Here is a 13,796-nt window from a genome sequence, read left to right as displayed (position 1 = left end):
CCCTGCCATGGCATCCAATTCTGCGTATGAACCGTGTATGAGCTTGAAACACCTACGCACGGCTCTGGCAGCACTGGCCCTGTTCGGGTCAACTTTGCTCGTGTTTGCCGCTGACTCGGACTTGCTCAACAGCGTCAAGCGCAATCCTGAAAAAGCCAAGGCAATGTGCCGTACGTTCCAGCAGATGAACTCCAACGGACAGTCGCCGTTTTCCAAGGTGTACATCAACCAGCTCGCTGCCAGTGAGCACCTGAGTTTTCAGGATGCGGAAATTCTCATGACCTACACCGTGGGGATGCATTGCGACGATGTCCGCTGAGACGAGCGGAATTGTTTGCCGCCCTGCGGCACTGACCCTGTCCGATGGCGTCGTGCTGCAGTCACGGCTTTGGCATCAGAATCGTGAAGGCCCCTGGCCTGCCCTGCTGATGAGGCAGCCCTACGGAAACCGCATCGCCTCAACCGTCACCTACGCCCACCCCAGCTGGTGGGCCTCCCATGGATTCCTGGTGGTCGTTCAAGACGTACGAGGCCAAGGGGAGTCGGAAGGCAGCTTCGGAGGGTTTGTTCAGGAAAAAGCCGACACCAGCGCCACTCACGCCTGGGTGCGCCAGCTGCAGGAATGCAATGGACGCTTGGGGGTCTACGGGTTTTCGTATCAGGGACTGACCCAGCTCACTGCCGCTGAGTCAGCCCCACCACCGGATTGCACCGCCCCGGCGATGACTGGGTTGGACGAACGTCGCCACTGGAGTTGTGAGGGCGGTGCCCACTGGTGGCACCTAGGACTTGGCTGGGGGCTCCAGCTCGCCGCCCTTCAAGCCCAGCGACGCGGAGATGAAACGGCTTGGCTGGAGATCCGCCGCAGCCTGGAGGAGAAGCGCTATCTGCGGGACGGGCTTTCACTGCTGCGACGCCATGACCCCGAAGGCATGGCCTTGCGCTGGTTGCAAAGCGACCCCAATAACGATTTGCAGTGGATGGTTCATCGCCCACCGGAGAGCTGGCTTCAACGGCCAATGCTTTTGATCGGTGGATGGTGGGATCCGCATTTGGTGGGCCTTTTGGACCTCTGGCATCGCAGCAAGGTCGCCGGCGGTCAGCCATCCCTTCACATTGGGCCGGCCTCTCACCTGGAGTGGTGGCCGGAAACCCAACACCTGATGCTGCAGTTTTTCCAACAGCATCTGCAGAACCGCCCCCCGCAGGAGTCGAAGCCCAGCCACCAGCTCTGGAACATCACACAGCGACAGTGGGACGCGATCCCCGCAGCCGGCACCAGCGGGCCGGCGTCATGGGGATTGAGCAGCCATGGACTGGCCTGCATCGATCCAAGCGACGGTGCCCTCGTGGCGGATGGGAAAGTAGAGGGAAGCGTGGTCATCGTGCATGACCCCTGGCGACCGGTCCCGGCCATCGGTGGACACCTTGGGATAACCCCTGGCCCCGCGGACCGCATGGCCGTCGATCAACGCAGCGACGTCGCGACATTCACCTCTGCACCCCTGGTTGATGAGCTTCTGCTGTCGGGTCAACCGTTGCTGCTGCTGAACGCCGAGGCGGACCAGCCGGGATTTGATCTCTGCATCAGCCTGTCGCGCCTGCCTGCAGAAGCCAACAGCGTTGAGCAACTGAGCACGGGAATCGTGCGGGTTCGAGGAGAGGAGGCGTTGCAGTCGGCTAGGCGCAGCGTGACCCTCCAGCCGCTGCACGCGACCCTGGCTAAGGGCGATCGACTGCGGATCTCCGTTGCCGCAGCAGCTTGGCCCGCCATTGGCGTCAACTCTGGCCACGACGCCGTGCCCTGCGGAGCACCAAGCCCAGAGCATCGTGTGGTGACGCTGACACTGGAACTTTCTGACTCCACCCTGCAGCTGAACCCCTTTGATTCCGGCAAACTGACTCTCAACTGATCGTTTGAGCTTTGAAGCTCTCCGCTGCCCTGCTGGCCATCGCCTGTCAGCTCCCATGGGGTTGATCAGTCCCGCAGCAGCGGAGTAACTCACCAGAACCGAACTCGGTCCTGCCCACGCAACAGCGGCGGCTGAATAGCTGCTGGAGGCGCTCAAAAACCGTCAACGACACGTCATACATGACGCTCTCGCCACGCTGGTTCAGGCCAGTGTTGATGTGAAGAGCCTCAAGGCACTCTTGGACCAACGCGTGGCCATTGATGCAACCCACGTCGTCAGTGTGATCCCTGGCTAGAACAAGACAATCGTTGATGCTGTGGTGACCTCTTCATCCGGTGACGAAGGGATGCTGCTGGTGCTGAATGAGGACGGCAAGCTGCTCGCCCGAAAGTGGGCCGACCAGATCAAGCCGATCGAGACAACGGCCCTCGACTTCACCCGCGACCTGGCGGCAGGACGCTGGGTTGCAGCGCGATCCAAGATGTCCCTGCAGCTGCAGGAAGAGTTGGCCCCGGGCGACCTGGAACGCAAATGGACCAAGATCAGCCTGGGGTAAGGCGGTTTCCGCAAGGTCAAAGACGCCGTGATCGCCCATCAAGGCGGCGATCAGCAGCTTGTGCTGGTGGCAGTTGCCTTCGGCAAGGCCACAACCAACCTGTTTGTGATCTTTGACGAAAGCGGTCGGATCATCAACGTCGACATTTTCCGAGACTTCGTCTGATCATCGAGGGATCTGTTTGGTAAATCAGGCTTAACATCGCGCCCAATTCTCAGATCTCCCATGGGTGTCGCCGCAGTCCTCGACTGGATGGTGCAGGACGGCGAACGGTTGGCGACTTGTCGCCATGATCACCCGTTTGCGGTGCTTGGTCCCCAACCCTCAGAGCAGGGTTGGACCGTGCGGATGTGGATGCCGGAAGCCCAAACCGTCACCCTTCTTCAGGCTGGCGAAGAGATCGCCATGACCACCCCGAACCACCCCTGGGTGTTCGAGGCACAGCTCAACAGAGATCCTGGCTGCACCTACCGGGTCAGGGTTGAGCGCGGCGGGATCGTGCACGAACAGCACGATCCCTGGGCCTTCCGTGGTGAATGGATGGGCGAAATGGATCGCCACCTGTTTGCTGAAGGCAACCATCACCACATCTGGCAAAAGATGGGTGCCCACCTCACCGAGCGTGAAGGCATCACGGGTGTGATGTTCTGCCTTTGGGCTCCCAACGCTCTGAGCGTCTCAGTCATCGGAGATCTGAACACCTGGGACGGACGTCACCACCCCATGCAGCAACGTCTTGGGGGCATCTGGGAACTGTTCATTCCTGGACTCGAGGAGGGACATCTCTACAAGTACGAAATCCGTACCCAAGACGGCCACTGCTACCAAAAGGCTGATCCTTACGGCTTCCAGCACGAGGTTCGCCCGGACAACAGCTCCGTTGTGGCTCGTCTAGGCGGATTTCAATGGTCCGATCAGGGCTGGATGCAGAAGCGCGACAGCAGCAACGCGCTCGATCAACCGATCTCGGTGTATGAAATGCACCTGGGCAGCTGGATTCACGCCTCAGCGGAAGAGCCCTGGATTCAACCCGACGGCACCCCTCGTTCGCCCGTTCCCGCGGCGGACATGAAACCCGGCGCTCGGCTGCTCACCTACGCCGAGCTCGCCGATCGCCTTATTCCTTACGTGAAGGAAAGGGGATTCACCCACATCGAGGTGATGCCGATCACCGAACACCCCTTCGATGGCTCCTGGGGCTATCAAGTAACAGGTTGGTATGCACCCACCAGCCGCTATGGAACGCCTGACGAATTCCGGGCGTTTGTGGATCGCTGCCACGCCGTAGGCATCGGCGTGATCATCGACTGGGTTCCGGGCCATTTTCCAAAAGATGCCCATGGCTTGGCCTTCTTTGATGGCGCACACCTCTACGAACACAGTGATCCCCGGATCGGGGAACACAAGGAATGGGGAACGCTGATCTTCAACTACAGCCGCAACGAGGTTCGTAACTTCCTTGTTGCCAATCTGATCTTCTGGTTCGAGCAGTTCCACATCGATGGCATCCGGGTGGATGCCGTCGCCTCGATGCTCTACCGCGACTACCTGCGTCCCGATGGGGAATGGCTCCCCAACGAGAACGGCGGTCGGGAGAACACCGAGGCTGTGCGCTTCCTGCAACAGGCCAACCACGTGCTGTTCCAGCACTTCCCAGGAGCCCTCTCGATCGCGGAGGAATCAACAACCTGGCCGATGGTGACGCAGCCCACGGACAGCGGCGGCCTCGGATTCAACCTCAAATGGAATATGGGTTGGATGCACGACATGCTCGATTACTTCGAGCTGGACCCGTGGTTCCGTCAGTTCCACCAGAACAACATCACCTTCTCAATCTGGTACACCTACACCGAGAACTTCATGCTGGCCCTGAGCCACGATGAAGTGGTGCACGGCAAAAGCCATCTCTTGCACAAGATGCCGGGAGATGACTGGCAGAAGTACGCGAACACCAGGGCGTTGCTCTCCTACATGTGGACGCACCCTGGCAAGAAGACGATCTTCATGGGGATGGAATTCGGCCAACGCGCTGAATGGAATGTTTGGGGTGATTTGCAGTGGGATCTGCTCAACTACGAGCCCCACAAGGGCATCCAGCGGTTGGTGGATGACCTCAATGTTCTCTACAAGGCAGAACCGGCCCTCTGGCGGGACGACTTCGACCAGTTCGGCTTCCAGTGGATCGATTGCAACGACAACCGCCACTCCGTGATCAGTTTCATGCGTCGGGAGAGTGCGAGCGGCACCTGGCTGGTGGTGGTGGCGAACTTCACGCCCCAAAGCCACTCCCACTACCGCGTGGGCGTTCCCCTATCCGGCTTCTACGAGGAGATCTTCAACTCCGATGCAGCCAAGTACGGCGGAAGCAACCTCGGCAACATGGGCGGCAAACCAACAGACGAGTGGGGCATCCACGGCTACGAGAACTCCCTGGACCTCTGCCTGCCGCCGCTGAGCCTGATGGTGTTCAAGCACGACCCGAAACGCAGCCTGAGCAGCAGCGAGCCGGACAACATCGTGTGACGAACGTGATGACAAAGAGGGGGTAAAGCTCTAGCCAAGGCATCGATTCGGGTAGGTTTCCGGCTGACCTGACCGGGCTTGATGAGCGACTCTTTACCCCTGCTCCTGCGTGCTGCGCGCGGTGAATCGGTGGAGCGTCCTCCGGTGTGGATGATGCGCCAGGCCGGTCGCTACATGAAGATCTATCGAGACCTGCGGGACAAGTACCCCAGCTTCCGCGAGCGTTCAGAAAACCCTGATCTCTCCTATGAGATCTCCATGCAGCCGTTTCACGCCTTCAAGCCCGATGGCGTGATCCTGTTCTCCGACATCCTCACGCCACTGCCGGGGATGGGAATCGATTTCGACATCATCGAGAGCAAAGGCCCCCAGATCGGTGATCCAATCCGGAGCATGGCCCAGGTGGATGCTCTGCGCCCGCTGAACCCCGCCGAGTCGATGCCCTTTGTGGGCGAGGTGCTGGGTCGCCTCCGCCAAAGCGTTGGCAACGAAGCAGCTGTCCTCGGATTCGTTGGAGCCCCCTGGACCTTGGCTGCCTACGTGGTGGAGGGCAAGAGCAGCAAGAACTACGCGGTGATCAAGGCCATGGCCTTCCGCGAACCCGAGATCCTGCACAAACTGCTCGACCACTTCGCAGAGTCGATCGCTAATTACCTGCGCTATCAGATTGATTCCGGCGCCCAAGTGGTGCAAATGTTTGATTCGTGGGCTGGTCAACTGAGCCCGGCGGACTACGACACCTTTGCTGCGCCCTATCAGAAAAAGGTGGTGGATCTGGTCAAGCAGACACACCCCGACACCCCCTTCATCCTCTACATCTCCGGCAGTGCCGGCGTGATCGAGCGGATGGCCAACACAGGTGTTGACATCATTTCTCTGGATTGGACCGTGGACATGGCAGAAGCCCTGGCACGTCTGCCAGAGCACATCGGTGTTCAGGGCAATGTCGATCCCGGCCTGCTGTTCGGCACCCCGGAGGCGATTGAGGCTCGCATTGATGACTGCGTGCGCAAAGCCCTCGGCCGGAAGCACATCCTCAACCTCGGCCATGGAATCCTGCCGGGCACTCCAGAAGAGAACGGTGAAGCCTTCTTCCGGGCCGGCAAGAGCGTGATGGACCGTCTCGGGGCCGCCGTTTGACCCGCATCCTGGTGACCGGCGCCAGCGGATGCGTCGGTCAGTACATCTCCCGCTGGCTGCTGGACCACTCCGATGCGGAGCTGCTGCTCTGGCTGAGGGACCCCGCCAAACTCACTGCTGTTCCAGCAGACCATCCCCGTATCCACCTTTTGGTGGGGGACCTGCGGGACACCAACCGTTTTGCCCAGGAGCTGGCATCGGTGAACCGGGTGATTCACACCGCCACGGCCTGGGGTGACCCCGAGCGGGCCGAACAGGTGAATGTGGTGGCGGTGAAAAAGATGCTGGCTCTTCTGGATCCCAGCAAGCTGGAGCAGATCATTTATTTCTCAACAGCCAGCGTGCTCGATCGGCACCTGCGCCCCCTGTCTGAAGCTCTGGCCTACGGCACGGAATACATTCAAACCAAGGCTCGCTGCCTCAGGGATCTTGAGCAGCACCCCCTGGCCAGCAAAGTCGTCGCGGTGTTTCCCACCTTGGTGTTCGGCGGACGGGTTGACGGCACCAGCCCCTTCCCCACCAGTTACCTCACAGAGGGCTTGGCTGAAACCAGCCGTTGGCTCTGGCTGGCCCGTTGGCTTCGGGTGGATGCGAGCTTCCACTTCATCCATGCCGAAGACATCGCCCGCATCTGTGGTCTGTTAGCGACACGCCCCCATGAACCAAACCGTGAGCCCGGGCAAGGCGTCCTGCGCCGCGTGGTGATGGGGCAACCAGCGATCTCGGTGAACGACACCGTGAAAACCCTCTGCCGCTGGCGCGGTGTGGCCCGAACACCCGGCATTCCGCTCTGGCCATGGCTGATCGAAACCCTGATCCGGGTTCTGCCGATCGAAGTGAATGACTGGGACCGGTTCAGCATTCGACAACGCCACTTCATTCACGACCCGGTGACGCAGCCGGAACGTTTTGGTGGCTGCAGCCATGCCCCTGACTTGGCAACAGTTCTTAGCGATTCCGGCCTACCCAATCGCGGAACCCCCAGACCCGCGCGTAAGGTCAATGCATCGACCTAGCACTTTCATGCGCTCCGTCATCCGCACCATTGCAGCTGCATGCTGCGCGTTCCTGATGCTGATCGGCCTCAACGTCGGCAGTGCTCAAGCCGCCACCATTGAAGTGAAGCTCGGCACCGACGGCGGCATGCTCGCCTTTGAGCCCGCCACCGTGAACATCAAGGCTGGCGACACCGTCAAGTTCGTCAACAACAAACTGGCTCCTCATAACGCGGTTTTCGAGGGCCACGACGAGTACAGCCACTCTGATCTTGCCTTCAACCCCGGCGAAGCTTGGGAAGAAACCTTCGCAACCGCTGGCACCTACGACTTCTATTGCGAGCCCCACCGCGGTGCTGGCATGGTCGGCAAGGTGATCGTTGAGTGATCCCAGGATTTCTCAGGAAATCACCGGAAATCTCGTACTGACTCATAACCCTGAGCTGTGTATCAACCACAGCTCAGGGTTCTTTTTTTTGTTGGCAACGATGGATACCTTGGGGCATTGAAGGGGTTGAGATGGCACGCGTATCAGGCCTGATCCTGACGTTGCTGTTGATCGTTGGAGCGACAGGTCTGCTGTCGGCGCCGGCGATGGCGATTGACACGATTGAAAGCTCCGCCTTGGAGCGAGGCGAGCAGATTTTCAACAGCAACTGTGCGGCTTGTCACATGGGTGGCGGCAATGTGATCCGCGCCAACCGAACGCTGAAAATCAGCGACTTGAACGACCATGTGGAGGCCTACTCCAGTTCCCCGCTGGAGGCCCTGGAGCATGAGATCGAGGATGGGCTAAATGCCATGCCCAGCTATGCCGACAAACTGAGTGAAGAGGAAATTGTTGCGGTGGCCACCTATGTCGAGCAACGGGCCGAATTGGGCTGGTCCAGGCGATGAGTCGCGAAGCTCTTCAAGATTTTCTGCGGGCTTTGGAGCATCACCAGGGCTTGCGACGCGATGCGGCTCAATGCAGTGATGACGATCAACTGTTAGCCCTGGCACGCCGCCACGGGTTCAATGTGATCCAGCGGGATCTCTGCGATGACGCCCGGGAATCAGCCATCACCCGCTGGTTCGAGACCAGCTGGATCAAGCGATCTTTCCAACCAATACCCTCTCAATCAACACCTTCTCAATCACCAGAGTCCTGATGGCCGTTGTCACCCTGCTCAGTGATTTCATCGACGGCACAAGCATGGCCCTAGCCGAAGACACTGATGCCGCCGACCTGAACGCCTTCATGACCGCCAATCAAGGCCGGCTCTGGGCGAGCGTGCAACAGCGCCGGCAGCAGCGACGTCAAACGATCGAACGGCGCGGACCGGGAACGGTTTACTTTGCAGCGGATTCCCCAGGGGCTGCGGCCGTGGAACGTTATCTCAGCAGTGACACGGGCTCAGCCGAGGAAGCTGCAGCGATGCAAGCCATGCAGACCGCTGGGGTGGAGATCGCCCCCCATGTGGGGGCAGACCGTGAACGCGATGCCCTGCTCAACGGCCAGTTGAGAGGCCTGACGGCCCAGGCCAAGGCCGAGGGTTTTGGTTGAACCCATGGGCGATGCAGCGATGACACTCCCTGACAACCCGCTTGGCCTCTATCGTTTTGACGCACTGGTCGAGTGGACCGTGTCCTACCTCCACTTCAAACATGCCCTGGAGGTGATTGCCTTCACCCCAGAGACCGCCACGCCCTATCTCAATCGCTTCAGCGAGTTCAGCAGCCGCTACGCCACTGAGATGAAAAAACAAGACATCCTGGAAGCCCGCCTTCCCAAAGAGATGCGGGAGAGCATCGAAGCCGAAAACTCTCACCGTGCTCTTCTGCGTGAACTGCTGAACTGCTGATTAAGCCGCGGACTGGGCCTGCTTGGCCGCTTGCAACACAGCCAGATAGAGCTCCTCGTCGATTTCACGGATGTCGTACTCCGTGGGTTTCACCCCGTGGTGGTGCTCATGCACCACCATCCAACAGCTGCGCTCGAGCTCACCGCCAGCCGTTGTTGCAAGAGCCAAGCCCTGCTGCACGAGGGAGTCCACCAGCGGCTGATCAGGCATTGGGAACAAAAGGTTCGGGGAACTCTAAAAAGATGCCCCGGTTTGCCGCCCCCTGGCGTGAGGACCGATCCATAAGCTTCGGTTTGCCTCCACTGAAGACGGAACAACACCCATACGGTGAACGGAGTTTGAAACGCATCCGAGATGCAACCCACGGCGGAACAGTTCACTGAACAAGCCTGGGCCGCCATCGTCGCCGCCCAGCAACTGGCGCAGAGCGCCAAGCATCAGCAACTTGAAACGGAGCATCTGCTGCTTGCGCTGTTGCAGCAGAACGGGCTAGCTGGACGAATTCTCAGCAAAGCAGGGGTCGACGTTGGCACGTTCCAGGCAGCAGTCGACAGCCATCTAAGGCAGCAGCCCAGTCTTGGCTCTCCACCGGAATCGGTCTTTCTGGGGCGATCGCTCAACAGCTGCCTGGATCAAGCCGAAACAGCCCGCGATGAATTCAGTGACAGCTACATCGCCATCGAACATCTGTTGCTGGCCTTGGCGGACGATGACCGCTGCGGCAGGCAACTGCTCAGCCAAGCGGGCATTGACACCAGCAAACTCAAAGAAGCCATTACAGCTGTGCGAGGCAACCAGACGGTGACCGATCAGAACCCGGAAGGGACCTATGAATCGCTTGAGAAGTACGGACGGGATCTGACGGCAGCAGCCCGTGACGGCAAGCTGGACCCGGTAATCGGTCGCGACGAAGAGATCCGGCGGACCATCCAAATCCTCAGCCGGCGCACCAAAAACAACCCCGTGCTGATCGGCGAACCAGGGGTCGGAAAGACCGCCATTGTTGAAGGGCTGGCTCAGCGAATCGTGAATGGCGATGTGCCCCAGGCCTTGCAGAACCGTCAGCTGATCGCCCTCGACATGGGTGCCCTGATCGCCGGTGCGAAGTACCGCGGTGAGTTCGAGGAGCGGCTCAAAGCTGTGCTCAAAGAGGTCACCGCCTCGGAAGGCCAGATCGTGCTGTTCATCGATGAAATCCACACGGTGGTGGGCGCTGGAGCCACCGGTGGAGCCATGGATGCCAGCAATCTGCTCAAGCCGATGCTGGCCCGAGGGGAACTGCGCTGCATTGGCGCCACCACCCTCGACGAGCACCGCCAGCACATCGAAAAAGACCCTGCTCTAGAGCGACGCTTCCAACAGGTGCTGGTGGATCAACCCACCGTGGAAGACACGATTTCAATCCTGCGGGGTCTGAAAGAGCGTTATGAGGTGCACCACGGCGTCCGCATCGCCGACAGTGCCCTGGTGGCGGCGGCTGTCTTGAGCAGCCGCTACATCGCCGACCGCTTTCTACCCGACAAGGCGATCGATCTGGTGGATGAATCAGCCGCTCGCCTGAAGATGGAGATCACCTCCAAACCGGAGGAGATCGATGAAATCGATCGCAAAATCCTACAGCTGGAGATGGAAAAGCTCTCCCTCGGCCGTGAATCCGACAGTGCCAGCCAAGAAAGGCTGCAACGGATCGAACGGGAACTAGCGGACCTGGGCGAACAGCAAAGTTCCCTGAATGCCCAATGGCAGCAGGAGAAGGGCGCGATCGATGAGCTGTCATCGCTCAAAGAGGAGATCGAACGGGTGCAGCTGCAGGTGGAACAGGCCAAACGCAGCTACGACCTCAACAAAGCGGCGGAACTGGAATACGGCACCCTGGCCTCACTGCAGAAGCAGTTGCTCGAGCAGGAAGCCCAAATCGCCTCAGAGGAGCCTGGCGAGAAAGGCTTACTGCGGGAGGAGGTGAGTGAAGACGACATCGCCGAGGTAATCGCCAAGTGGACCGGAATCCCCGTGGCGCGGCTGGTGCAGAGCGAAATGGAGAAGCTGCTGCAGCTGGAGGATGACCTGCATCAGCGGGTGATCGGCCAACACCAGGCCGTCACCGCCGTCGCGGATGCAATTCAACGGTCCAGGGCTGGCCTGAGCGATCCGAACCGCCCCATCGCCAGCTTCCTGTTTCTAGGCCCCACCGGTGTCGGCAAGACGGAACTCTCCAAAGCGCTCGCCAACCGGCTGTTCGACAGCGACGACGCCATGGTGCGCATCGACATGTCGGAGTACATGGAGAAGCACACCGTGAGCCGTTTGATCGGTGCGCCTCCCGGCTACGTGGGATATGAGGCCGGTGGCCAGCTCACCGAAGCGGTACGTCGTCGGCCCTACGCCGTGATCCTGTTCGACGAGGTGGAGAAAGCCCACCCGGATGTCTTCAACGTGATGCTGCAGATCCTCGATGACGGTCGCGTCACCGATGGGCAGGGCCGCACCGTGGACTTCACCAACACCGTGCTGATTCTCACCAGCAACATCGGCAGCCAGTCGATCCTGGAGCTGGCCGGCGATCCAGAGCAGCACGGAGCGATGGAAAGCCGGGTAAATGAAGCGCTCCGGGCTCATTTCCGGCCGGAATTCCTCAATCGCCTCGACGATCAGATCATCTTCCACAGCCTCAGGCGGGAGGAGCTGCGCCAGATCGTCACCCTCCAGGTGGAACGTCTGCGCCAACGGCTGGCCGAGCGCAAGCTGGAGCTCAGCCTGAGTGATGGGGCCGCCGACTGGCTCGCCAATGCCGGACATGACCCCGTCTACGGTGCACGACCGCTCAAACGAGCTGTGCAACGCGAGTTGGAGACACCCATTGCCAAGGCCATCCTGGCGGGTCGTTACAGCGAGGGGCAGGCAATCAGCGTGGAGCTGGAATCGGACGCGTTAGCCCTGCGCTGAAAACCAAGGGGGAACCGCGCTGTACGTGGCCGCATTGCTGCTGTTCTCCCGCGCCTCCACGGCATAGCAACAGGTGCGAGCACCATCCCGCTCGTGCAGCAGCTCGTTGGCCCAGGTCCAGATCAAAGCCGCCGTCGCCTCCATGCCCACGTTTTCCATCACACGGAGATCAATGGCCTCGAGATCGTGCAGCCGCTGCCATTCCGCCAGCAGGGGATCGTCGGCATTGACCAGAAAGGTGTGGTCAAACTGCTGCCGCAAGCGTTGTTCAAAGGGGCGAAGGCTGGAGAAATCAACAACAAAACCGCAGGCATCCAGCTCCATTGCGGCGAACCAGAGGTTGAAACTGCGGCTATACCCATGCACGAAGCGGCAATGGCCTTGGTGGCGCCACTGCCGGTGACAACAGGGATAGCCGCTGAAAGCTTTGGTGCAGCTGTAGGGGGTCGGAGAAACGAGCAAGGGGTGAAAACGCGGAATGGAGCACGCTGCGGGAAGATTCAGGCGTTGCCCGAATGTCCGAGGCCTGATGCAGCCCCTCAGCCCCGCCTTCATTGACCAACTCCGTTTTAACGAAGCGGGGCTGATTCCAGCTGTGGCCCAGGACTGGCTTGACGGGGCTGTGCTGATGGTGGCCTGGATGAACCGGGACGCGATTGAAGCAACCCTGCAAAGCGGTGAGGTGCATTACTGGAGCCGCTCACGCCAGGAGCTTTGGCACAAGGGAGGCACCAGCGGTCACATCCAGACGATGCGGGAGATCCGCTACGACTGTGATGCCGACGTGCTGCTGGTGACCGTGGAGCAGGCTGGGGATGTGGCCTGCCACACCGGTTCCCGCAGTTGTTTTTACGAAAACAGCGATGCCCGATCTACAGGTGGGGCAGAGGCTTTAGCGCCGCCAACAGATGCCTGCACCGAACTCTTCCGGGTGATTGAGGGGAGACGTGAGCAACCGGAGGAAGGCAGTTACACCAACAAGCTGCTGGCGGGGGGAGACAACAGCATCCTCAAGAAGATCGGAGAGGAGAGCGCTGAATTCGTGATGGCCTGCAAAGACGACAACGCCGTAGAAATCGCCGGCGAGGCTGCAGACATCGTCTTCCACATGCAGGTGGCCCTGGCCCACCACGGCGTGAGCTGGCGGCAGGTGCAGGAAGTGCTGGCAGCGCGACGGGGTGCCCCGCGCCGGCACTAAGGCAGGCAGGGGCTGTCGCTGCTGATCACCACTTCATCGCCAAGCTCCACGGTGTCCAACAACACCCCCATGGTGAGCCGACCGGTGTTGATGCAACCGCCAGTCACAGCCTTGCCGATCCTGGACTCGTCATTGGTTCCATGAATGGCGAAGCTGTACCAGCGGAAGACACCGTTGTAAGTATTGAAGCGAAAGGGCTGATTTGTGGCCGGCACAGGAGCCAGGCTGATGTAACCGATGCCGTATTCACCGGTTTCTCCATCACCTTTGAAGTCAATGGAGTTCATGTTGGTGAATAGGCTCTCGCGCAACTCCTCCTCCGTTTTCCCAGATTGTTCCACCAGGGAGGGATCCATCTCGAAGCGGTCGTTGCTGAGGATGGCGTTGACCTGAAACGTTCCAAGCGGCGTAACCCCCTCTTCAAAGGTGGTGCCTTCACAACCGATGCCATGGCGACCATGGCCAACGGTGAAACTCAACGGTCCTTCAGCACGATCCAACACCCCTTCACTGGCTCCTGGATTGCTGCCGTCCAGCTGGATCCGAATCGGTTCCCGAACCTGTGGGTCCTGCTGGGGCAGGCTGTTGTTGGAACGACAACCCACCAGGCTCACCAGCAGGCCGGCTAGCGCCAGAGAACGGATCAGGTTCATGGATCGACCACAACTGCCGGCAGCTTGCCGC

Annotated in this window: 17 protein-coding genes; 14 read left to right on the top strand and 3 right to left on the bottom strand. The window is 60.1% G+C overall.

Annotated features, from left to right (window positions below):
- The first annotated feature begins 7 nt into the window (after positions 1-7).
- The 12 genes from FZZ85_RS06305 to FZZ85_RS06250 all read left to right on the top strand — a co-directional run bounded on the left by FZZ85_RS06305 (position 8) and on the right by FZZ85_RS06250 (position 8,971).
- Positions 8-319: a hypothetical protein gene (locus FZZ85_RS06305; protein ID WP_226413259.1), complete on the top strand. Its 312-nt coding sequence runs from the start codon at positions 8-10 to the stop codon at positions 317-319.
- Positions 309-1,913 (top strand): CocE/NonD family hydrolase, encoded by a 1,605-nt coding sequence (locus FZZ85_RS06300; protein WP_226413257.1) that lies wholly within the window; start codon positions 309-311, stop codon positions 1,911-1,913. The genes FZZ85_RS06305 and FZZ85_RS06300 overlap by 11 nt, the downstream gene beginning before the upstream one ends.
- A gap of 316 nt (positions 1,914-2,229) precedes the next feature.
- On the top strand, positions 2,230-2,469 hold the full coding sequence (locus FZZ85_RS06295) for a hypothetical protein (protein ID WP_226413255.1): 240 nt from the start codon (positions 2,230-2,232) through the stop codon (positions 2,467-2,469).
- A gap of 27 nt (positions 2,470-2,496) precedes the next feature.
- The gene (locus FZZ85_RS06290) at positions 2,497-2,634 is read left to right on the top strand and encodes a hypothetical protein (protein ID WP_226413253.1); all 138 of its coding nucleotides are present in this window, start codon (positions 2,497-2,499) and stop codon (positions 2,632-2,634) included.
- A 60-nt stretch (positions 2,635-2,694) separates the two neighbouring features.
- On the top strand, positions 2,695-4,992 hold the full coding sequence (gene glgB / locus FZZ85_RS06285; protein WP_226413251.1) for a 1,4-alpha-glucan branching protein GlgB: 2,298 nt from the start codon (positions 2,695-2,697) through the stop codon (positions 4,990-4,992).
- Between the two features lie 81 nt (positions 4,993-5,073).
- Positions 5,074-6,132, top strand: coding sequence for a uroporphyrinogen decarboxylase (gene hemE, locus FZZ85_RS06280; RefSeq protein WP_226413249.1), 1,059 nt, complete (start codon positions 5,074-5,076; stop codon positions 6,130-6,132).
- Complete coding sequence (locus tag FZZ85_RS06275) at positions 6,129-7,148, top strand: NAD(P)-dependent oxidoreductase (RefSeq protein ID WP_226413247.1); 1,020 nt, start codon at positions 6,129-6,131, stop codon at positions 7,146-7,148. The genes hemE and FZZ85_RS06275 overlap by 4 nt, the downstream gene beginning before the upstream one ends.
- A gap of 7 nt (positions 7,149-7,155) precedes the next feature.
- A complete protein-coding gene (gene petE, locus FZZ85_RS06270) occupies positions 7,156-7,515 on the top strand; it encodes a plastocyanin (protein ID WP_226413245.1) in 360 nt (119 codons plus the stop codon).
- A 131-nt stretch (positions 7,516-7,646) separates the two neighbouring features.
- Positions 7,647-8,024: a c-type cytochrome gene (locus FZZ85_RS06265; RefSeq protein ID WP_226413243.1), complete on the top strand. Its 378-nt coding sequence runs from the start codon at positions 7,647-7,649 to the stop codon at positions 8,022-8,024.
- Positions 8,021-8,278 carry a Nif11-like leader peptide family natural product precursor gene (locus FZZ85_RS06260; protein ID WP_226413241.1) on the top strand — a complete coding sequence of 86 codons (258 nt, stop codon included), beginning with the start codon at positions 8,021-8,023 and terminating at the stop codon, positions 8,276-8,278. The genes FZZ85_RS06265 and FZZ85_RS06260 overlap by 4 nt, the downstream gene beginning before the upstream one ends.
- Positions 8,278-8,673, top strand: a complete 396-nt coding sequence (locus FZZ85_RS06255; protein ID WP_226413239.1) for a hypothetical protein — start codon at positions 8,278-8,280, stop codon at positions 8,671-8,673. The genes FZZ85_RS06260 and FZZ85_RS06255 overlap by 1 nt, the downstream gene beginning before the upstream one ends.
- A gap of 19 nt (positions 8,674-8,692) precedes the next feature.
- Positions 8,693-8,971 carry a hypothetical protein gene (locus FZZ85_RS06250; protein WP_226413237.1) on the top strand — a complete coding sequence of 93 codons (279 nt, stop codon included), beginning with the start codon at positions 8,693-8,695 and terminating at the stop codon, positions 8,969-8,971.
- On the opposite strand, the gene FZZ85_RS06245 is transcribed toward FZZ85_RS06250, so the two are convergent.
- The gene (locus tag FZZ85_RS06245; protein WP_226413235.1) at positions 8,972-9,181 is read right to left on the bottom strand and encodes a hypothetical protein; all 210 of its coding nucleotides are present in this window, start codon (positions 9,179-9,181) and stop codon (positions 8,972-8,974) included.
- A gap of 144 nt (positions 9,182-9,325) precedes the next feature.
- On the opposite strand from FZZ85_RS06245, the gene clpB reads away from it, so the two are divergent.
- Complete coding sequence (gene clpB, locus FZZ85_RS06240; RefSeq protein WP_226413233.1) at positions 9,326-11,914, top strand: ATP-dependent chaperone ClpB; 2,589 nt, start codon at positions 9,326-9,328, stop codon at positions 11,912-11,914.
- Here clpB and FZZ85_RS06235 read toward each other — a convergent pair.
- Positions 11,900-12,376 (bottom strand): 6-carboxytetrahydropterin synthase, encoded by a 477-nt coding sequence (locus FZZ85_RS06235; RefSeq protein ID WP_226413231.1) that lies wholly within the window; start codon positions 12,374-12,376, stop codon positions 11,900-11,902. The two genes, clpB and FZZ85_RS06235, sit on opposite strands and share 15 nt — an antisense overlap.
- Positions 12,377-12,443: 67 nt before the next feature.
- On the opposite strand from FZZ85_RS06235, the gene hisIE reads away from it, so the two are divergent.
- On the top strand, positions 12,444-13,112 hold the full coding sequence (hisIE, locus tag FZZ85_RS06230; RefSeq protein ID WP_226413229.1) for a bifunctional phosphoribosyl-AMP cyclohydrolase/phosphoribosyl-ATP diphosphatase HisIE: 669 nt from the start codon (positions 12,444-12,446) through the stop codon (positions 13,110-13,112).
- Here the strand turns inward: hisIE and FZZ85_RS06225 are convergent.
- On the bottom strand, positions 13,109-13,765 hold the full coding sequence (locus FZZ85_RS06225) for a L,D-transpeptidase (protein ID WP_226413227.1): 657 nt from the start codon (positions 13,763-13,765) through the stop codon (positions 13,109-13,111). The genes hisIE and FZZ85_RS06225 overlap by 4 nt on opposite strands.
- Between the last annotated feature and the right edge of the window lie 31 nt (positions 13,766-13,796).

This window comes from Synechococcus sp. MU1642 (genome assembly GCF_020514115.1).
Classification (GTDB): Bacteria; Cyanobacteriota; Cyanobacteriia; order PCC-6307; family Cyanobiaceae; genus Parasynechococcus.
This window is presented reverse-complemented; position numbering and strand designations above follow the sequence as displayed.